Here is a 17,576-nt window from a genome sequence, read left to right on the forward strand (position 1 = left end):
GAAGCCCGAACTCTGATCTGGCAACGGCAGGCGGCGCGCTCACGCTGAGACGAGATCATGGCAGAAGCCCCCAGTCCCCTCGCAACGGCGGGCGCGCAGCGCGCTCCGTCTTCCGTTGGCGACTTTATTTTCGCGTCGCTCGCCCGCGCCGCCGCCCTCATCACGCTGCTCTTGCTCGGTGGCATCATTGTGTCGCTGGTTATCAGCGCGCTGCCATCGATCGAGAAATTCGGCTTCGCCTTCCTGTGGACGAAGGAGTGGGATCCTCCCGCAGACCAGTTCGGCGCGCTCGTGCCCATCTACGGCACCGTCGTGACGTCGATCATCGCCCTTATTATTGCGGTGCCGGTCAGCTTCGGCATTGCCTTGTTTTTGACTGAACTCTCGCCCGTATGGCTGCGCCGCCCGCTTGGCACCGCCATCGAGCTGCTCGCTGCCATCCCGAGTATCGTCTTCGGTATGTGGGGGCTGCTGATCTTTGCCCCGATCTTCAGCCAGTACTTCCAGAAACCGCTGCAGACTTTGCTCGGCAATGTGCCGGTCATCGGCGCGCTGTTTCAGGGCCCGCCGCTCGGCATCGGCATTCTGCCCGCCGGCGTGATCCTCGCGATCATGATCATTCCGTACATCGCTTCGGTCATGCGCGACGTGTTCGAAGTCACGCCCGTGCTGCTCAAGGAATCGGCTTACGGCATCGGCTGTACGACCTGGGAAGTGATGTGGCGCGTGGTGCTGCCCTTCACGAAGTCGGGGGTTATCGGCGGCATCATGCTGGGTCTGGGACGCGCGCTGGGCGAGACGATGGCCGTTACCTTCGTGATCGGCAACACCAACCTGCTCGATAACGTCTCGCTGTTCTCGCCGGGCAACAGCATTACTTCGGCGCTCGCCAACGAATTCGCCGAAGCCGACCCGGGCCTGCATACCTCGGCCCTGATGGAACTCGGCCTGATTCTGTTCTTCATCACCTTTGTGGTGCTGGCGCTGTCCAAGCTCATGCTCTTGCGCCTTGAGAAAAACGAAGGTAAAAAATGACCCAACAAGCGCTCGAACTGGAAACCCCAGCCGTGAAGCCCACCGACGCCTTTACCCGCGTGCGGCTGCAAGCCTACCGCCGCCGCAAGAACATTTTCGCGATCGTGCTCTCGCTCGCGGCCATGGCGTTCGGTCTGCTCTGGTTGCTGTGGATTCTCTACACCACGCTTTCGCTGGGCATCGGCGGTCTGTCCCTGTCGCTGTTTACCGAAATGACGCCGCCGCCCAACACGGCGGGCGGAGGCCTCGCCAACGCCATTGCGGGCAGTGTCGTGATGGTCGGTGTGGCCACGCTGCTTGGCACGCCCCTGGGCATTCTGGCCGGTGTGTACCTGGCCGAGTACGGACAGAAGTCGTGGCTCGCCAGCATCACGCGGTTCATCAACGACATTCTCCTCTCGGCCCCGTCGATCGTGATCGGGCTGTTCGTCTACGCATTGGTCGTGGCGCAGATGGGACACTTCTCCGCCTGGGCCGGCATCGTGTCGCTCGCGCTGCTGCAGGTCCCGATCGTGATCCGTACGACGGAGAACATGCTCAAGCTCGTGCCGAACAACCTGCGTGAGGCGGCGTTTGCGCTGGGGACGCCGAAGTGGCGCATCATTGTCAAGATCACGCTGAAGGCCTCGATCGCCGGTATCGTGACGGGCGTGCTGCTGGCCGTGGCGCGTATCGCGGGCGAGACGGCCCCGCTGCTGTTCACGGCGCTCTCGAACCAGTTCTGGTCGATGAACCTGAACCAGCCGATGGCCAACCTGCCGGTCACGATCTTCAAATTTGCCATGAGCCCGTTTGCAGAGTGGCAGTCGCTTGCCTGGGCGGGTGTATTCATCATCACCCTCGGGGTGCTGTTCCTGAACATTCTGGCGCGCACGCTGTTTGCCAAGAAGTAACCGGCAACGCGGGACGACACAACGCGGCGACACGACGCATACCTGACGGTTGAGACGAACATGACGAATCCGACGCAAGAAATCAAACTGCCCTCGAAGATTGAAGTCAAGGGCCTGAACTTCTTCTACGACAAATACCACGCGCTCAAGAACATCAACCTGCGCATTCCCGACCGTAAGGTCACGGCCTTCATTGGCCCGTCGGGGTGCGGCAAGTCGACGTTGCTGCGCACGTTCAACAAGATGTACGCCCTGTATCCGGAGCAACGCGCCGAGGGCGAGATCAACATGGACGGCGAAAACCTGCTGACCTCGAAGCAGGACATCGCGCTGCTGCGCGCGAAGGTCGGCATGGTGTTCCAGAAGCCGACACCGTTCCCGATGTCGATCTACGACAACATCTCCTTCGGTGTGCGTCTGTTCGAAAAGCTCTCGCGCTCCGAGATGGATGACCGTGTGGAGTGGGCGCTGACCAAGGCGGCGCTGTGGAGCGAAGTGAAGGACAAGCTGCAGCAGTCGGGCTACGGCCTGTCGGGCGGTCAGCAGCAGCGCCTGTGCATTGCGCGCGGCATCGCCATCCGTCCCGAAGTGCTTTTGCTCGACGAGCCGTGCTCGGCACTCGACCCGATCTCCACGGGCCGCATCGAAGAGCTGATCGCGGAACTCAAGGACGATTACACCGTGGTGATCGTCACGCACAACATGCAGCAGGCGGCGCGTTGCTCGGACTTCACCGCTTATATGTATCTGGGCGAGCTGATCGAATTCGGTGAGACCGAGAAGATCTTCATCAAGCCGGACCGTAAAGAGACCGAAGACTACATCACCGGCCGTTTCGGTTGATGCCCACGAGGAAAACCGCGACATGAACGATAAACATCTCTCCAGCCAGTTCGACACCGACCTGAATCAGCTTTGCTCGCGCGTCCTCGAGATGGGCGGGCTGGTCGAATCGCAGATCGTGACGGCCATGCAAGGGCTCAACACGTTCGACCGCACGCGGGTCGACGAAGTGATCGCCACCGAGCAACGTCTGAATACGATGGAAGTCGAGATCGACGACGAATGCAGCAAGATCATTGCGCGCCGTCAGCCGACCGCGCGCGATCTGCGGCTGCTGCTCTCGATCTCCAAGTCGATCACCAACCTCGAGCGCGCGGGCGACGAGGCCGAGAAGATCGCCAAGCGTACGCGTCACCTCTTGGAGGACGGTTCGGCGCAGAGCGTGAATTTTGCCGAAATCAAACTCTCGGGCGAGATGGCCGCACAGTTGCTGCGCCGCACGCTGGACGCGTTTGCGCGTCTTGACATCGTGGCCGCCGCCGAAATCGTGCGCGACGACAAGGCCATCGACAATGAATTCCGTGGCTTCGTGCGAAAGCTGGTCACGTACATGATGGAAGATCCGCGCACCATTTCCGCCGGCCTGGATTTCCTGTTCATCGCCAAGGCCATCGAGCGCATTGGCGATCACGCGAAGAACATCGCGGAATTCATCATCTACATTGTCAAGGGCACCGACGTCCGGCACATTTCGCGCGAAGACCTGCAGCGCCAGGTGCAAGGCGAATGAAAGCCCTGACATTTCCGAAGGATTGAGAGGGAACCCATGCCCAGCAGCATTCTGATTGTGGAAGACGAGCCGGCGATTTCCGAGCTGATCTCCGTTAATCTGCAACACGCGGGTCACTATCCGATTCGGGCCTACAACGCGGAACAGGCGCTGACGCTGATCAGCGATGTACTGCCGGATCTCGTTCTGCTCGACTGGATGCTGCCCGGCAAGTCGGGCGTGACCTTCGCGCGCGAGCTGCGTGCGAACGAGCGCACCAAGCATGTGCCGATCATCATGCTTACCGCGCGCAGCGATGAGCAGGACAAGGTGATGGGCCTTGAGATCGGGGCGGACGACTATGTGACCAAGCCGTTCTCGCCCAAGGAATTGATGGCGCGTATCAAGGCGGTGCTGCGCCGCCGCGCGCCGCAGTTGACCGAGGACGTGGTGAGCGCGAACGGGCTGAAGCTCGATCCTGCGACGCATCGCGTGACGAGCCACCAGTCGGACGGTGACATCAAGCTCGATCTGGGGCCGACGGAGTTCCGATTGTTGCACTTCTTCATGACGCACCCGGAGCGCGTGCACAGCCGCTCGCAGTTGCTCGATCAGGTGTGGGGCGATCATGTGTTCGTCGAAGAGCGCACCGTGGACGTGCACATCAAGCGACTGCGTGCTGCGCTCAAGCCGGCAGGCCACGATGCTATGATCGAGACCGTACGCGGCAGCGGCTACCGTCTGACGAAGTCGGTCTGAGGCATCGCGCTTCGTCGCCGACGAAGACCTGCCGCGCCAATGCCGCGCCTGCCCGATGCGTGGCGGGCGGCAAAACTCCTGTGCATCGTCTATGAATATCATCTGGACCCGTGCTCTGGCGTTCCTGATCCTGCAAGCGGCCATTTCCGTGGTCGTCGGCTGGATCTTTGGCGCGAGCGCGGGCTACGTCACCGCCATTGTTCTGCTGGTGACGCAGCTCATCTTCAACATCTACCACGCCCAGCGCCTCTGGCGTTTGCTCGACGCCCCGGTCTATGGCGAAGTGCCGAGCGCACTCGGGTTGTGGGGTGAAATCTATTACCGGTTGCACAAGCTGGCCAAGCGCTGGCATAACCAGGTCAAGCAGGTGGAACAACAGCACGCGCGCTTCATTCAGGCGATCCAGGCATCGCCCAACGGCGTGATCATGCTCGACGAGCACAACCAGATCGAGTGGTGCAACGCGATCGCCGAGGCGCATTTCGGCATCGACGCCAGGCGCGATCTGCGCCAGCAGATCACACATCTCCTTCGCACACCGGCATTTTTGCACTACCTGTCCTCAGAGCGCTACGACGAAGCGCTGCTCATGCATCACATGGGCGAGAAGCGCAACAATGTACTCTCCATGCAGGTGTTTCCTTACGGAGACAACCGCAAGCTCATCATCTCGCTCGACGTGACCGATCTTGAGCGCACCGACGCGATGCGCCGTGACTTCGTGGCCAACGTCTCGCACGAACTCAAGACACCGCTCACGGTGCTCTCCGGTTTCCTGGAGACCGTCGGCGAACTGCCGCTCTCGCCCGACGAGATTCAGCGTTACGTCGAGATCATGCGTCAGCAGGCGGGGCGCATGCAGAACATCGTGAACGATCTGCTCACGCTCGCAAAGCTCGAAGGCAGTGCCAAGCCGCCCGCGGACGATCGCATCGACATGGACATGCAACTGCGCTCGCTTCGCGGCGATGCCGAAGGCCTTTCGAAGGGGCAGCACATGATCGAGGTGACAGGCACGGAGGGACTCGATTTGCGCGGCGCCGAAGGCGAGCTGCACAGCGCGTTCAGCAATCTAGTGAGCAATGCGGTGCGTTACACGCCGCAGGGCGGCAAAATCCGGATCGAATGGGGGCCGAGCGACGATGGCGGTGCACGTTTCGCTGTGACCGACTCGGGACTGGGCATTCCGGCAGCGCATATTCCACGGCTGACGGAACGTTTTTATCGCATCGACGGCAGCCGATCGCGCGATACCGGAGGCACGGGGCTCGGTCTGGCGATCGTCAAGCATGTGCTGACCCGCCATCAAGCCGATTTGAAGGTGACCAGCGAGGAGGGGCGCGGTAGTACGTTCGCGATTCACTTCCCGCCGACGCGCGTGGTGCATCGCGCACCGGTCAACGCCGCTGCGGCGGCGACGGTGATCGAATAACCGGTCAGTCGCGCGTTTGCATGTGCTGCGCGATGTCCTGCATCAGCGCCATTTGACTGTTGAATGGTCGCTTTCCCGGCTTGCGACGCAGATAAGTACCGTCCGGACGCATCAACCACGAGGCGGTGTTGTCGCGCAGATGGACCATGAGACCCTCGCGAATCACGCGCGCCTTGAGGCGCTTGTCTCGAACCGGGAAGGCCACTTCCACGCGGCGGAAGAAGTTGCGCTCCATCCAGTCGGCGCTTGAAAGCATGACCTTCTCATCGCCATTCGCATAGAAGTAGTAGATGCGATGGTGTTCCAGAAAGCGTCCGACGATCGACCGAACCGTGATGTTCTCGGAGAGACCCGGTACACCGGCGCGCAGCGAGCACACGCCGCGCACGATCAGATCGATTTTCACGCCGGCACGCGACGCCTTGTACAGCTCGGCAATGATCGTCGGTTCGAGCAACGCATTCATTTTCGCGATGATGCGGGCCTTTTTGCCGGCGGCTGCGGCTTCTGTTTCGCGACGGATCGCTTCGAGCAGATGGGTGTGCATCGTGAACGGCGACTGCCACAGCCCATGCAGGTGCGTCTGGCGACCGATGCCGGTGAGTTGCTGGAAGACGACGTGAACGTCGGCACATAGCGCCTCATCGGCAGTCATCAGGCCGAAGTCCGTGTACAGACGCGCCGTGCGAGGGTGATAGTTGCCTGTGCCGAGATGAACGTAACGCTTGAGGAATGTCTTCTTGCCCTGACGCGTGCGGCGCACCACGAGCAGCATCTTCGCGTGGCATTTGTGACCGACCACGCCATAGACGACATGAGCACCCACCGCTTCGAGCTGGGCTGCCCAGTTGATGTTCGTCTCCTCGTCGAAGCGCGCGAGCAGTTCGACCACGACCGTGACCTCCTTGCCGTTGCGGGCCGCTTCCATGAGCGCGTCCATGAGCGCGGATTTGGTGCCGGTCCGGTAGATTGTCTGCTTGATGGCCACGACATCGGGGTCGCGCGCGGCCTGCAGCAGCAGCTCCAGCACAGGCTGGAAGCTGTCATAGGGGTGATGCAGCAACAGATCGCCCTGATCGATGAGGTCGAAGATCGCGGGCGACGCACTCATGCGCTTGGGCAGCGCCGGCACGAATGGGGCGAATTTCAGATCGGGTCGGTCGACCATCTCCGGCAGCGGCATCAGACGTACGAGGTTGACGGGTCCCTTGACGCGGTAGCAGTCCGAGTCGCCCAGGCCGCACTCGGTCTGCAGCCGTCGCACGAGGCGCGACGGGGCGCCGGCATCGACTTCGAGACGCACGGCGTCGCCGAGGTGGCGCGCGGGGAGTTCTCCCTGCAGCGCAGTACGCAGGTTGGTGATTTCGTCTTCGTCGACGAATAGGTCGCTGTTACGGGTGACGCGGAATTGATGGCAGCCTTTGGCGGTGAGTCCGGGGAACAGTTCGCTTGCGAAGCGCAGCATGAGCGAGCTGAGCAGCACGAAGCTGTTGGGCAGGGGGGCCAGGTCCGGGGGCATGGGAACCAACCGGGGCAGGGCGCGCGGGGCCTGGACGATGGCCAGTTCGGCGTCTCGGCCGAAGGCGTCCTTGCCTTCGAGTTCGACGGCGAAGTTCAGGCTCTTGTTGAGCACGCGCGGAAACGGGTGTGCCGGGTCGAGTCCGATGGGCGTGAGCACCGGGACGAGTTCGCGCATGAAATAATCGCGGGCCCACTCGACCTGGGTCTCGTTCCACTGACCGGACGGGTGAAACGCGATGCCTTGCGCTTCGAGGCGTGCCATCAGACTATCGAACATCGCGTACTGCTTTTCGACGAGCGCCTGTGCTCGTGCGCAGACTTGCGTGTAAACTTGCTGAAATGTCATGCCGTCGGGCGTGAGCATGCCCGGATTCTCGCGCATCTGCTCTTTCAGGCCGGCGACGCGGATTTCGAAGAATTCATCCAGATTGCTACTCACGATACAGACGAAGCGCAGTCGCTCGAGCAGTGGCGTTGCCGGATCGGCCGCCTGGGCAAGCACGCGTTCGTTGAACGCCAGAATGCCGAGCTCGCGGTTGAGCAGCGGGTAGTTCATAGTGAACGTGCGAAAGACATGGGATTGGTGTGAATTCTTCATCCGTATTGTTACCGTTATATGACGTTCACATTTGTCAACGACGTGTCATATCCGATTTGTAACGTATTCGTCATTTATTTGTCGAGTGCGCGTCATGCTTTTCATGCGAAACATCGCCCACTCCGACACTCTTCGCTCAGGCGTATCCCGACATGAGTACTCCATCGCCCTTGCTAGCGGCCGTCGATCTCGGCTCGAACAGTTTTCGCCTGATCATCGGCCGCGTGGAGGAAACGTCAGCCGGAACGCAGATCTATCAGGTCGATGCGCTGCGTGAGCCGGTTCGACTTGCGGCTGGCCTGAACGCTGAAAAGTATCTCGATCATCCGTCGCAACAGCGCGGCTGGGACGTGCTCAAGCGTTTCGGCGAGCGCTTGCGCGGATTTCATCCCGATAAGGTACGCGCGGTGGCCACGAACACGCTGCGCGTGGCAAAGAACGCGGAGGACTTTCTCGGCGAGGCGCAGCGCGCGCTCGGGTTTCCCATCGAAGTGATTGCCGGGCGGGAAGAGGCGCGGCTGATTTACGCGGGTGCGGCGCATTCGGTGCCGATGTGTCCGGGCAATCGGCTGGTCGTGGACATCGGCGGCGGTTCCACGGAATTCATCATCGGGCAGGATTACGAGCCGCTCGTCATGGAGAGTCTGTATATCGGCTGCGTGAGTCATAGCAGACAGTTCTTTCCGAGTGGAAACGTCGACGACTATGCCATGAAGCAGGCCGAGTTGGCCGCCCGTCGAGAGATTCAGATCATCTCGGCGGTCTATCGCGACGCTGGCTGGTCGCAGGCGATCGGCTCGTCGGGCACGGCACGCGCGCTGGCCGAACTGCTCGAAGCCAACGGGTTCAACGATGGCGGTGTGCATGGCCTTACCCGAGGTGGACTTGAGCGCCTCAAGCGGGCGCTCATCAAGGCCGAGAATGCCAACCGTCTCAAGCTTGCCGGACTCAAGCAGGATCGTATCCCCGTGCTGCCGGGTGGGCTGTCCATCATGTTGTCCGTCTTCAATGAACTCGAAGTCGATCATATGGAGACGACCGATGCGGCGCTGCGTCTGGGGGTGATGTACGACTTGCTGGGCCGCACGCAACATCAGGACATGCGCGCGGTGACGGTCGAGCAGTTCGTGCGCCGCTATGGCGTGGATCGGGCGCAGGCCGAGCGCGTGGGACGTCTGGCGATCTCGCTGTACCGTCAGTTGCCGGTCGACGGGGTCGGGCGCGACGATGCGCAGGGCGATCAGGACGAGGGACGCGCGGAAGGCGAGGCATTGCTCAACTGGGCGGCGTCGCTTCACGAGATGGGCTTGTCGATCTCGCACAGCGCCTATCACAAGCATTCCGCGTATATCGGCAGCAATGCCGATATGCCGGGCTTTTCGCGCCCCGACCAGGTGCGATTGGCCGAGTTGTTGCTCGGGCATGTCGGCAAGCTGGGCAAGCTCGCATCGCAGGCCCAGCAGGTCGATTGGCAATTGCTGTTCTGCTTGCGCCTGGCGGTGTTGTTCTGTCGCCGCCGCACGGACGCGCTGCCCGACAGTATCGACGTCAAACGGCTTGGCGACGGCTTTCAGGTGTCCGTGCCGCGCGTATGGATCGAGGCTAATCCGCTCACTGACTACAGCCTTCAGCGTGAGGCGCAGGAGTGGGAGAAGATTGGTATGCGCTACAAGGTGGTGTACGCCTGAAGCGTGACGGTTTGCCTGCCGCCGTTTGCTGCGGGCGAGTGAGGTGCGAAAGCCCGGCGGATGCCGGGCTTTTTCGTCTGTGGCCGGGAGGAAATACTTTTAGGGGCTGGTCAGGCCTGTTTGAGCTTATTCACAATTTCCGGGCCGAGGAAATGCCGGGCGTAGCGTGGGTTGATGTCGGCCAGTCGGAACAGGGTGAGGAAGTCGGCGGTATTGAAGTCGGGGTCCCAGGCCGGCGCGCCGCAGATGCGGGCGCCGAGGCGAAGGTAGCCTTTGACCAGCGCGGGCGGCTCGACATCGAGCGTCGATTGCAGCTCGTTGACCGGCAGGGCGATGCGCGGCACGGCGTGATATTCGGCCGGCGCCATGGCGGAGTCTCGCAGTTTGCGGTAGAGGCTGGCAGCGTAATGGCCGCCGTCGCCCATCGGCACGCTGGCGCAGCCGAGCATCGTCTCCAGGCCGTTGCGCAGCATGTAGTCGGCCAGACCGCTCCAGAGCGCCATGATGACGGCGCCGTTGCGGTAGTCCGCGTGCACGCATGAGCGGCCGGTCTCGAGCATCTTCGGGCGAAGATGGTCGAGACGCGAGAGATCGAATTCTCCTTCGGAGTACAGACGGCCAAGGCGTTTGGCCTGGGCGGGGGGTAATACGCGGTAGGTGCCGACGACCTTGAGCGAGTCTTGATCGCGCACGATCAGGTGGTCGCAGTACTGGTCGTACTCGTCGACATCCAGACCTGCCGGGCCTTTGACCGACGCGCCCATTTCTTCTGCGAAGACGCGGTATCTCAGATGCTGGGCTTCCCGAAGCTCGCTTTCATCGCGAGCCCACGCCACAGCCAGATTCGGTTTGACAGGGGTTTCAGGGCGAGGAAGACGCCTCCGCGAGGCGGGGATTAGCGAAGAGAGCGGCATGGTGGGGTTCGGCAGGTCGCGCATAAAGGCCCTTTTTGTGACGGTCGCGTTGCGACGTACTTTAAAAAGCATCAATGTCGATTCCGTGAACGATGGGCGACAATTTTATGACAGAACATCTGCTGACATGCGCGAGGTCTCGTGCTCGATGCCTTTCACCGTCCACATTTTGGCGTTCGGAGAGGCGGTTTCAGCGTGTTTGCGTGCGGCTCAAAGCAAATCGGGATTGATGACGGCGCGCACGACCACTTGGCTTTCGTCTTCGCGGCGGCGTGAGGCGAGCCACCAGATACCGGCCTTCCTGATGGTCCAGAAGGCTTCCTGGCCGGTCAACAAAAGGGCGGCGAGTTGGCCGAGGGCCGGCTGGTGGCCGACGATCACTACGGTTTGTGCGTTGCCGGGCCAGCCGATGGCGCCCAGAAGCGTCATGGCGTTCGCACCGGGGGCGAGATCGCGCACGATGCGCGGCGTCGGGGTGAGTGCCTGGGCGGTTTGGACGGCGCGCACGGCGGGGCTGGACAGGATGAGGGCGTCGTCGGGGAGATGGGTGCGAAGCCAATGGGCGGCCTTCTCGGCCTGTTTGCGGCCACGCTCGGTGAGTTCGCGGGCCAGATCGGCTTGTGCACTGAGGGCGAGGGAGGACGGCAGGTTTTCAGCGTCGGCGTGACGCCAGAGAATCAGGTTCATCGACACGGGTTCGAACATGGAGAACCTCCCACTATGACGGCGTTTCGTGGCGACGGGATGACCGTCGGCGAATCATGGGCGACGCCGATATTGTGCCAGCCATCGACGAGGAAATATCCCCGCCGAGCGGGACGATTTGACGCGGCGCGCTGAACCCTCTAGAATGCGACCTCTTCGTCGGAGCGTAGCGCAGCCTGGTAGCGCATCTGATTTGGGATCAGAGGGTCGTAGGTTCGAATCCTATCGCTCCGACCATTCAATACATGGGGTTGGGACAGGCAACATCGATTGTCCCTAATCTCTGCCCTTGTATTTCCCTGAAAGCGTCAATGTCAATGTATTGCGGGCACGCATATGGCGTGTCATCGCGTGGGCTGGAAATTCCAGTACCCTGTACGTTGTCGCTTCGCGTTGTCCGAGGAAGGGCATCGCCCGTCGATCCGGCGATGCTGTCCGGACGCCAAACGACCGACAAATCAATCTGAAAAAGCCGTCTGGATGTTTGACGTCAGAGCGGCCGCACTTGTAGTGCGGAACCTGCTGGGCGATTTATTCCTGCGGCGCGCTATCGGTTTGGGCAATGGCGTTGCATTCGGCGACTTCGCGCTCGCTAGCGGTGTGCCTGGCGGCATTGGCGCTTCGCCGAAGCCAATGCATGCAGGCGCGCAGATTACGTCGTGGTAGGATCGGACGCATCCACGTGATTCACTTCGATCCAATCTGGACTCGTCGCGGGGCGGGTCTATCAGGAGGCCAATATGTCTGCCGAACAGAAGACGTCGCATCGCGGATTCACCATCATCACCGTTGTCGAGCGTCTTTCCAAAGGGCGTGCGCGGCTCTCGGCCAAGGTGCTCGCCAATGACGAAGATCACAAGCGACGCCTTGGCGGAAAGAAGCTCCTGCACGCCAAGCGCTGGTACGACCATTTCGCGGACGATCTGGCCGCGCCGGTGATTGCGGGACTCAAGCACACCATCGATCTCGAGCTATCGGCAGCTGCGGAGACGACGCCGAAGGTGGCTCCCAAGGCGTCAGTGAAGTCGGATAGCGCCAGTGCCGTCGCCAAAGCAGGAAAGGCCGCGAAAGCTGTAAAACCCATGAAGCCCATGAAGCCCATGAAGCCTGTGACGGCGGGCAAGGTGGGCAAGGCAGGCAAAGCGGGCAAGGCGGAGAACGCCGTGAAGCCCGCAACGATGCCGAAAGCCAAGGCGAACACGAAGGCGAAGGCGGCTGAGGGCGCGAAGGTGCGGGGTGTGGCAGCCAATGCTGCACCTAATCGCGTGGCCTCGGCCAAATCGACGCGCGCGTAATCGGGGAATGAGGCGACGAAACCTCTCCCCGTCGCGAATGAGCCGCCCGTCCGCCGGCGTGGGCCGTTGGGCATTGCGGGGGCTCTGGGCATGTACATTTCTTGCGCTTTGCATGTATAATCTCGACCTTGTCCAAAATTTGGGCATGGAGGGAAGTGGCGCTCGCTGACGAACGACGAGTGGGCTGCTTCGCTATCAATCAACCGTTCAGCCAGTCTGGAAGGCACGATGCGGGGTTCGCGGTGAGTGAGCCGGGCGTCGAGAGCCAATCGGGAGATCGCAGAGGAGGTGAGTCGCGGTCCCGCCGGATGTGGTGTAGTGCAGTCCGTAGCAAGTCCGTTCGTCGCGCCTGGCAGGAGAAGTCTCCGGCAGGGCGGGGAAGGGTGTCTTTGCGCGGTACGTTAAATTTGCGGCTCTCGTGAGCCAAATCACTATACGAGTTATTGCATGACGAAGATTCTCATTAAAGACGGTGAACCCGTTGAAGTCGCACTGCGCCGTTTCCGTCGCGCAATCGATGGCACGGGCCTGATCAAGGAAGTCAAGGCACGCGCTGCTTACGAAAAGCCGACGGCCGAGCGCAAGCGCAAGAAGGCCGCTGCCGTGGCCCGACTGCGTAAGCGTCTGCGCAGCCAGACCCTGAAGAAGAAGATGTACTAAGCATGGCGTTGCACCTTCGGGTGCAGTGAAATGCGAAGTGAGAAACCCGCCGTGAGGCGGGTTTTTTTATGGACGGATGGCGGCGCATCGATTTGCTACACTCTTCGCCGTCATGTCACGCCATGCCCGCATCATTCCTTGACTCCCCACACGAATTCCCATGAAAACGTTGACTTTTGCCGCTATCGACGCGCTGACGCAGCAAGCCGAGCAGTCACCGCGTGCCCGAATGAACCAGAACCTCCACACATCGCTGGACGACCCGATTCAGCGTCTGGCCATCGCGATGGAGCCGGCAACGTATATTCGCCCCCATTTGCATTGCCTTACGTGGGAGCTGCTTACGGCGCTGCGCGGCCGCTTTGTCGTGCTGACGTTCGACGAGGCCGGTGTCGTCACCGATCGCAAGGTGCTGGGTGACGATACGAGCGTGACGGAGACAGCGGCAAGCGTTCACCATACCGTGCTCTCTCTGGACCCGGGTGGCGTGATTTTCGAGGTCAAGCATGGCCCGTACCGGCCGTTCGTCGAGTCCGACTATGCAAGTTGGTCGGCACCGGCAGATACGCCCGAAGCGGCCGAGTTCATGGAATGGGTCAAGACCGCGCAGGTGGGCGAGCGTTGGGCAACCTGACCTGTGGGTGCCTCGCCTGACGACTCGTGCCATATCACTTTGCAAGGCTTGCCATCTTGATGTGTCCGAAAGAGACTTGCGAGTCGCGCGCATGTCCGAAAGGGTTTGAACCGGCGTTGACAGTGATGTGCTCGCTTTCCAAGACCGACCGGGGTACTTGGGCCTCTAAGAGGTCCTCAAAGGCCCACAGCGCACCCGCAGGAGTTTCCTCAAGGTTTGGCCGGGTCGACGCCGTACTGCGTCAGCAACTCGCGAGCTTCCTGCAGGTGCCCCGCCCGAGTGGGATTGCGTAGCCGCTCCCAGTCCTCGTCGGTCTCCTTGACCAACTTGGCGACCTTTGGTGCTGCGACCCGGACGTCAGAGGTCTGCAGCGAGACTACGTAGTGAGCTTTGCCTGCGTATTTCGATCCAGCAGGTAGCAACGGCTTGATGTCGTCGGGGATTCGGCGCTTGAAGAGCAGCAGGGAGCTACCCGTCTTGGGCCGAGTGTATTTGCGCTTCACTGAGACGATAGAGGAGAGACGCAGCAAGGACATGTAGTACCCATTGTAGCAACCAATGTAGTACCTACAAACGACCGGGGAAGCCCGCCAGGTAAGCCGGACTGGGCTTTGCTGGGGTTTTCTGGTCCCCCCGACAGGAATCGAACCTGTATCTAGCGCTTAGGAGGCACTCGTTCTATCCATTGAACTACAGGGAGGGACTGGATTCTATCCAGTAGCGCGACGTCCTTTGAAATCAAGGGCATCGCCTTATTCCACGGCGCTTTCCGGCGGATCGTGATACCCCTACCGTATCACTCCGGATTACCCCGCGACCTGCTCGTTCACATCGTTGTCGCGACAAATTTGCGACCGCAAGGAGGCGCAGATGACGTCGATGTTGCAGGTGAGAACGCGTTGATGCGCTCAGGTACGACGCGAGGGCAAGAGTATAGCAAAAACATGTCGAACGAAGGCGCCTGCGATCGTCTGGGGGCGCGAAATGGATCGGGCCGTCGATGACGGCAAGGACATTGTGACAAAGCGTCGGCCAAGACGCGCCTGCCTGCCGTCAATGTCCGCTACCGCGCGCGTTTTCCCCCCACCGCGCGCCGCGCTGCCGGTTTGCGTTTTTCTTCACCCGTTTTCGGGCGTGGCTTTTTGCCGAGCACCTGCTTGGGACCTGGTGCAGACGGCAGCACTTTGGGCTTCTTGGGCTTTTTGGGTTTCTTGATGACCTGACCCGTCGCGCTGGTTTGCGGCACGCGGTGTTCGGCTTCAAAACCCGGCACTTCTTCACGGGGCAGCGTTTGACGGATCAGCGCTTCAATCGCGGCCAGTTGCGGCGCTTCATCGGCACACACGAGCGACACTGCCACGCCGCTGGCACCCGCGCGGCCGGTACGGCCAATACGGTGCACATAGTCTTGCGCCACGATGGGCAGATCAACGTTGATCACCAGCGGCAGGTCGTCGATATCGAGCCCGCGCGCGGCCACGTCGGTGGCGACCAGCATCTGGACTTCGCCCGTCTTGAAGCGCTCCAACGCACGCATGCGAGCGGGTTGCGGTTTGTCGCCGTGGATCGTGTCGACCGCATAGCCGGCTTCATCCAGCACGGCCGCCAGATAATCCACCCCATTGCGCGTTTTGACGAACACCAGCGCGTGCGCCCAGTCGTTCTCCGCCACCAGGTGCATGAAGAGGTCAGGCTTGTGCTTTTTGTCCACCGTCACCACCCACTGCTTGATCTTGCTGGCCGTGGCGTTGGGCGGGCTGGCACTGATATTGACCGGGTCGCGCAGAATGCTCGCCGCCATGGCGCGGATATCGTCGCCAAACGTGGCAGAGAACAGCAGGGTCTGGCGTTGAGCGGGCAAGGCAGCAAAGACAGCATTGAGTTCGCGCGAAAAGCCCAGATCGAGCATGCGGTCGGCTTCGTCCAGCACCAGCGTTTGTACTTGATCGAATTGCACCGCGTTCTGGCGATTGAGATCCAGCAATCGGCCCGGCGTGGCAACGAGCACATCCACGCCTTTGCGCAACTTCATCATCTGCGGGTTGAGACTCACACCGCCGTAGGCGGCCAGAAATCGTAAGTTGAGACCTTTGCCGTAAGCGATAAAGCTCTGCAGCACTTGTTCGGCCAGCTCACGCGTGGGCACCAGCACCAGAACTCGCGCACGGTTGCTGGACACCGCCGGGCCGTGTTGCACCAGCCGCTGCAACAGCGGCAGCGCAAAACCCGCCGTTTTGCCCGTGCCGGTTTGTGCCGCAGCCATGACGTCCTTGCCACTGAGTACCGCAGGAATCGCCTTGGCCTGCACCGGCGTAGGTGTCTGGTACTTGAGGTCCTGCACGTTGCGCAGTAACGGATCGATCAGGCCGAGCGAAGCAAAAGACATGGACGTATCCCGGGCTAAAACCGCAATTCTAGCGGTTGCCGCGCCGATTGCATCGCGCGGATATCCCGATCCCTAAGCGACTGAACCGGAATCCTTCCCGACTTGGCATGGCGCAACACTAGCGTTGCGAAGCAACGGCGCGACGGTCGAATCGGAATGCGCTCGACTGGCCGATTGACGATGACTGCCTCGGGACGTGACGCTTGGCGCGTGACTCAAACCACGCCGTCCGCACGCAAGCGCGCGATTTTGGCGTCGTCGAAACCGAGTCGTTCACGCAGAATGTCGTCGCTGTGCTGTCCCAGCGTGGGCGGTGCAGAGCGCGCCACCGGCGGCGTCTCGCTCATCCTCATGGGACTCGCGACGACGCGCGCGATACCCCCCGACGGATGCGGCAACTCGACTTCCAGCGCGCGCGCCTTCACCTGCGGATTCGCAAATACTTCCGGCAATGTGTTGATCGGCCCGCATGGCACGCCCGCCGCTTCGAGCTTGCCGACCCATGCGTCCTTGCCAAACTTGCGCACCATCTGTGCAAGCAGCGGTACCAACACCTCCCGATGCCGCACGCGCGACGGATTGGTCGCGAAACGCTCGTCGTCTGCCAGCCCGGATTCACCTCCAGCCTCCACGAACTTGCGAAACTGACCGTCGTTGCCCACCGCCACGATAATCCATCCGTCGTCGCCAGTCTGGAACGTCTGGTAAGGCACGATGTTCGGATGCGCATTGCCCCAGCGCACCGGTGCTTCCTGACTCGCAAGATAGTTCGTGTTCATGTTGGCCAGCATCGCCACCTGCGTATCGAGCAACGCCATGTCGATGTACTGCCCCACCCCCGTGCGGTCGCGATGCGTGAGTGCCGCCATGATCGCAATGGTCGCGTACATCCCCGTCATCAAATCGGCGATCGCCACGCCCGCCTTCTGCGGCCCGCCGCCGGGCAGTCCGTCGCGCTCGCCCGTAATGCTCATGAAACCGCCGATGCCCTGCACGATAAAGTCGTAACCCGCGCGTGATGCGTACGGGCCGTCCTGGCCGAAGCCCGTCACCGAGCAATAAACCAGATCGGGCTTGATCGCACGCAGCGATGCGTAATCCAGGCCGTACTTCGCAAGCTGTCCGACTTTGTAATTCTCGACGACGACGTCGCTTTGCGCCGCCAACGCCCTGACGATGGCCTGCCCCTCGGCAGAAGCGATATCCAGCGTGAGCGAGCGCTTGTTGCGGTTCGCGGCAAGGTAATACGCGGCCTCGGCCGTCTCGTGCCCGTCGGCATCGCGCTGATACGGCGGCCCCCAGCGGCGCGTGTCGTCGCCAACGCCCGGCCGCTCGACCTTGATCACGTCCGCGCCCAGATCCGCCAGATTCTGCGTGGCCCACGGACCCGCCAACACGCGCGAAAGGTCCAGTACCCGGATATGACTCAGCGCACCCATCGTCCACTCTCTCCTCGATTTCATCGTCCGGCAATTGCGCCGGACATTGCATGCGAAACATTGTT

At 61.5% G+C, this 17,576-nt stretch carries 16 protein-coding genes and 2 tRNA genes; 11 read left to right on the forward strand and 7 right to left on the reverse strand.

What is annotated here, in order from left to right:
• The first annotated feature begins 57 nt into the window (after window positions 1–57).
• The 6 genes from pstC to phoR all read left to right on the forward strand — a co-directional run bounded on the left by pstC (window position 58) and on the right by phoR (window position 5,671).
• Entirely contained in the window at window positions 58–1,035 is a 978-nt protein-coding gene (gene pstC, locus ACE3UG_RS18535; protein WP_374626600.1) for a phosphate ABC transporter permease PstC, read from the forward strand.
• The gene (pstA, locus tag ACE3UG_RS18540) at window positions 1,032–1,928 is read left to right on the forward strand and encodes a phosphate ABC transporter permease PstA (RefSeq protein ID WP_374626602.1); all 897 of its coding nucleotides are present in this window, start codon (window positions 1,032–1,034) and stop codon (window positions 1,926–1,928) included. Before pstC ends, pstA begins: the two co-directional genes overlap by 4 nt.
• A 60-nt stretch (window positions 1,929–1,988) precedes the next feature.
• The gene (gene pstB / locus ACE3UG_RS18545; RefSeq protein WP_374626604.1) at window positions 1,989–2,771 is read left to right on the forward strand and encodes a phosphate ABC transporter ATP-binding protein PstB; all 783 of its coding nucleotides are present in this window, start codon (window positions 1,989–1,991) and stop codon (window positions 2,769–2,771) included.
• 22 nt (window positions 2,772–2,793) lie between these two features.
• Complete coding sequence (gene phoU, locus ACE3UG_RS18550; protein ID WP_374626606.1) at window positions 2,794–3,501, forward strand: phosphate signaling complex protein PhoU; 708 nt, start codon at window positions 2,794–2,796, stop codon at window positions 3,499–3,501.
• Between the two features lie 36 nt (window positions 3,502–3,537).
• On the forward strand, window positions 3,538–4,239 hold the full coding sequence (phoB, locus tag ACE3UG_RS18555; protein ID WP_374626608.1) for a phosphate regulon transcriptional regulator PhoB: 702 nt from the start codon (window positions 3,538–3,540) through the stop codon (window positions 4,237–4,239).
• 91 nt (window positions 4,240–4,330) lie between these two features.
• Window positions 4,331–5,671 (forward strand): phosphate regulon sensor histidine kinase PhoR, encoded by a 1,341-nt coding sequence (phoR, locus tag ACE3UG_RS18560; protein ID WP_374626610.1) that lies wholly within the window; start codon window positions 4,331–4,333, stop codon window positions 5,669–5,671.
• A gap of 4 nt (window positions 5,672–5,675) precedes the next feature.
• Here phoR and ppk1 read toward each other — a convergent pair whose 3' ends face one another.
• Window positions 5,676–7,790 carry a polyphosphate kinase 1 gene (ppk1, locus tag ACE3UG_RS18565; RefSeq protein WP_374626612.1) on the reverse strand — a complete coding sequence of 705 codons (2,115 nt, stop codon included), beginning with the start codon at window positions 7,788–7,790 and terminating at the stop codon, window positions 5,676–5,678.
• Window positions 7,791–7,942: 152 nt separating this feature from the next.
• Between ppk1 and ppx the strand changes: the two genes are divergently transcribed.
• Entirely contained in the window at window positions 7,943–9,478 is a 1,536-nt protein-coding gene (gene ppx, locus ACE3UG_RS18570) for an exopolyphosphatase (RefSeq protein WP_374626614.1), read from the forward strand.
• 110 nt (window positions 9,479–9,588) lie between these two features.
• On the opposite strand, the gene ACE3UG_RS18575 is transcribed toward ppx, so the two are convergent.
• Together ACE3UG_RS18575 and ACE3UG_RS18580 are read right to left on the reverse strand one after the other, a co-directional pair.
• On the reverse strand, window positions 9,589–10,416 hold the full coding sequence (locus tag ACE3UG_RS18575; protein WP_374626707.1) for a GNAT family N-acetyltransferase: 828 nt from the start codon (window positions 10,414–10,416) through the stop codon (window positions 9,589–9,591).
• A 186-nt stretch (window positions 10,417–10,602) separates the two neighbouring features.
• Entirely contained in the window at window positions 10,603–11,079 is a 477-nt protein-coding gene (locus ACE3UG_RS18580; RefSeq protein WP_374626709.1) for a histidine phosphatase family protein, read from the reverse strand.
• A 178-nt stretch (window positions 11,080–11,257) separates the two neighbouring features.
• On the opposite strand from ACE3UG_RS18580, the gene ACE3UG_RS18585 reads away from it, so the two are divergent.
• The 4 genes from ACE3UG_RS18585 (at window position 11,258) to ACE3UG_RS18600 (ending at window position 13,686) form a co-directional block, all read left to right on the forward strand.
• A tRNA-Pro gene (locus ACE3UG_RS18585) sits at window positions 11,258–11,334 on the forward strand.
• A 503-nt stretch (window positions 11,335–11,837) separates the two neighbouring features.
• Entirely contained in the window at window positions 11,838–12,392 is a 555-nt protein-coding gene (locus ACE3UG_RS18590) for a hypothetical protein (protein ID WP_374626616.1), read from the forward strand.
• Between the two features lie 447 nt (window positions 12,393–12,839).
• Entirely contained in the window at window positions 12,840–13,052 is a 213-nt protein-coding gene (gene rpsU, locus ACE3UG_RS18595) for a 30S ribosomal protein S21 (RefSeq protein ID WP_017231887.1), read from the forward strand.
• A gap of 160 nt (window positions 13,053–13,212) precedes the next feature.
• On the forward strand, window positions 13,213–13,686 hold the full coding sequence (locus ACE3UG_RS18600; protein ID WP_374626619.1) for a WbuC family cupin fold metalloprotein: 474 nt from the start codon (window positions 13,213–13,215) through the stop codon (window positions 13,684–13,686).
• Window positions 13,687–13,895: 209 nt separating this feature from the next.
• Here the strand turns inward: ACE3UG_RS18600 and ACE3UG_RS18605 are convergent, their stop codons facing one another.
• From ACE3UG_RS18605 to ACE3UG_RS18620, 4 genes are all read right to left on the reverse strand, one after another.
• Entirely contained in the window at window positions 13,896–14,222 is a 327-nt protein-coding gene (locus ACE3UG_RS18605) for a DUF6538 domain-containing protein (protein ID WP_374626622.1), read from the reverse strand.
• Window positions 14,223–14,311: 89 nt separating this feature from the next.
• Window positions 14,312–14,386 (reverse strand) — tRNA-Arg (locus tag ACE3UG_RS18610).
• Window positions 14,387–14,749: 363 nt separating this feature from the next.
• Complete coding sequence (locus tag ACE3UG_RS18615; RefSeq protein ID WP_374626625.1) at window positions 14,750–16,072, reverse strand: DEAD/DEAH box helicase; 1,323 nt, start codon at window positions 16,070–16,072, stop codon at window positions 14,750–14,752.
• A gap of 215 nt (window positions 16,073–16,287) precedes the next feature.
• Window positions 16,288–17,511: a CaiB/BaiF CoA transferase family protein gene (locus tag ACE3UG_RS18620; protein ID WP_374626627.1), complete on the reverse strand. Its 1,224-nt coding sequence runs from the start codon at window positions 17,509–17,511 to the stop codon at window positions 16,288–16,290.
• Window positions 17,512–17,576 lie beyond the last annotated feature (65 nt).

It is taken from the genome of Pandoraea sp., assembly GCF_041919235.1.
Taxonomy (GTDB): Bacteria; Pseudomonadota; Gammaproteobacteria; order Burkholderiales; family Burkholderiaceae; genus Pandoraea.

Excerpts from the sequence above, each read along its gene's own strand:
- pstC (WP_374626600.1), top strand. The coding sequence starts at position 58 with ATGGCAGAAGCCCCCAGTCCCCTCGCAACGGCGGGCGCGCAGCGCGCT.
- pstA (WP_374626602.1), top strand. The coding sequence starts at position 1,032 with ATGACCCAACAAGCGCTCGAACTGGAAACCCCAGCCGTGAAGCCCACC.
- pstB (WP_374626604.1), top strand. The coding sequence starts at position 1,989 with ATGACGAATCCGACGCAAGAAATCAAACTGCCCTCGAAGATTGAAGTC.
- phoU (WP_374626606.1), top strand. The coding sequence starts at position 2,794 with ATGAACGATAAACATCTCTCCAGCCAGTTCGACACCGACCTGAATCAG.
- phoB (WP_374626608.1), top strand. The coding sequence starts at position 3,538 with ATGCCCAGCAGCATTCTGATTGTGGAAGACGAGCCGGCGATTTCCGAG.
- phoR (WP_374626610.1), top strand. The coding sequence starts at position 4,331 with ATGAATATCATCTGGACCCGTGCTCTGGCGTTCCTGATCCTGCAAGCG.
- ppk1 (WP_374626612.1), bottom strand. The coding sequence starts at position 7,790 with ATGAAGAATTCACACCAATCCCATGTCTTTCGCACGTTCACTATGAAC.
- ppx (WP_374626614.1), top strand. The coding sequence starts at position 7,943 with ATGAGTACTCCATCGCCCTTGCTAGCGGCCGTCGATCTCGGCTCGAAC.
- ACE3UG_RS18575 (WP_374626707.1), bottom strand. The coding sequence starts at position 10,416 with ATGCGCGACCTGCCGAACCCCACCATGCCGCTCTCTTCGCTAATCCCC.
- ACE3UG_RS18580 (WP_374626709.1), bottom strand. The coding sequence starts at position 11,079 with ATGAACCTGATTCTCTGGCGTCACGCCGACGCTGAAAACCTGCCGTCC.
- ACE3UG_RS18590 (WP_374626616.1), top strand. The coding sequence starts at position 11,838 with ATGTCTGCCGAACAGAAGACGTCGCATCGCGGATTCACCATCATCACC.
- rpsU (WP_017231887.1), top strand. The coding sequence starts at position 12,840 with ATGACGAAGATTCTCATTAAAGACGGTGAACCCGTTGAAGTCGCACTG.
- ACE3UG_RS18600 (WP_374626619.1), top strand. The coding sequence starts at position 13,213 with ATGAAAACGTTGACTTTTGCCGCTATCGACGCGCTGACGCAGCAAGCC.
- ACE3UG_RS18605 (WP_374626622.1), bottom strand. The coding sequence starts at position 14,222 with ATGTCCTTGCTGCGTCTCTCCTCTATCGTCTCAGTGAAGCGCAAATAC.
- ACE3UG_RS18615 (WP_374626625.1), bottom strand. The coding sequence starts at position 16,072 with ATGTCTTTTGCTTCGCTCGGCCTGATCGATCCGTTACTGCGCAACGTG.
- ACE3UG_RS18620 (WP_374626627.1), bottom strand. The coding sequence starts at position 17,511 with ATGGGTGCGCTGAGTCATATCCGGGTACTGGACCTTTCGCGCGTGTTG.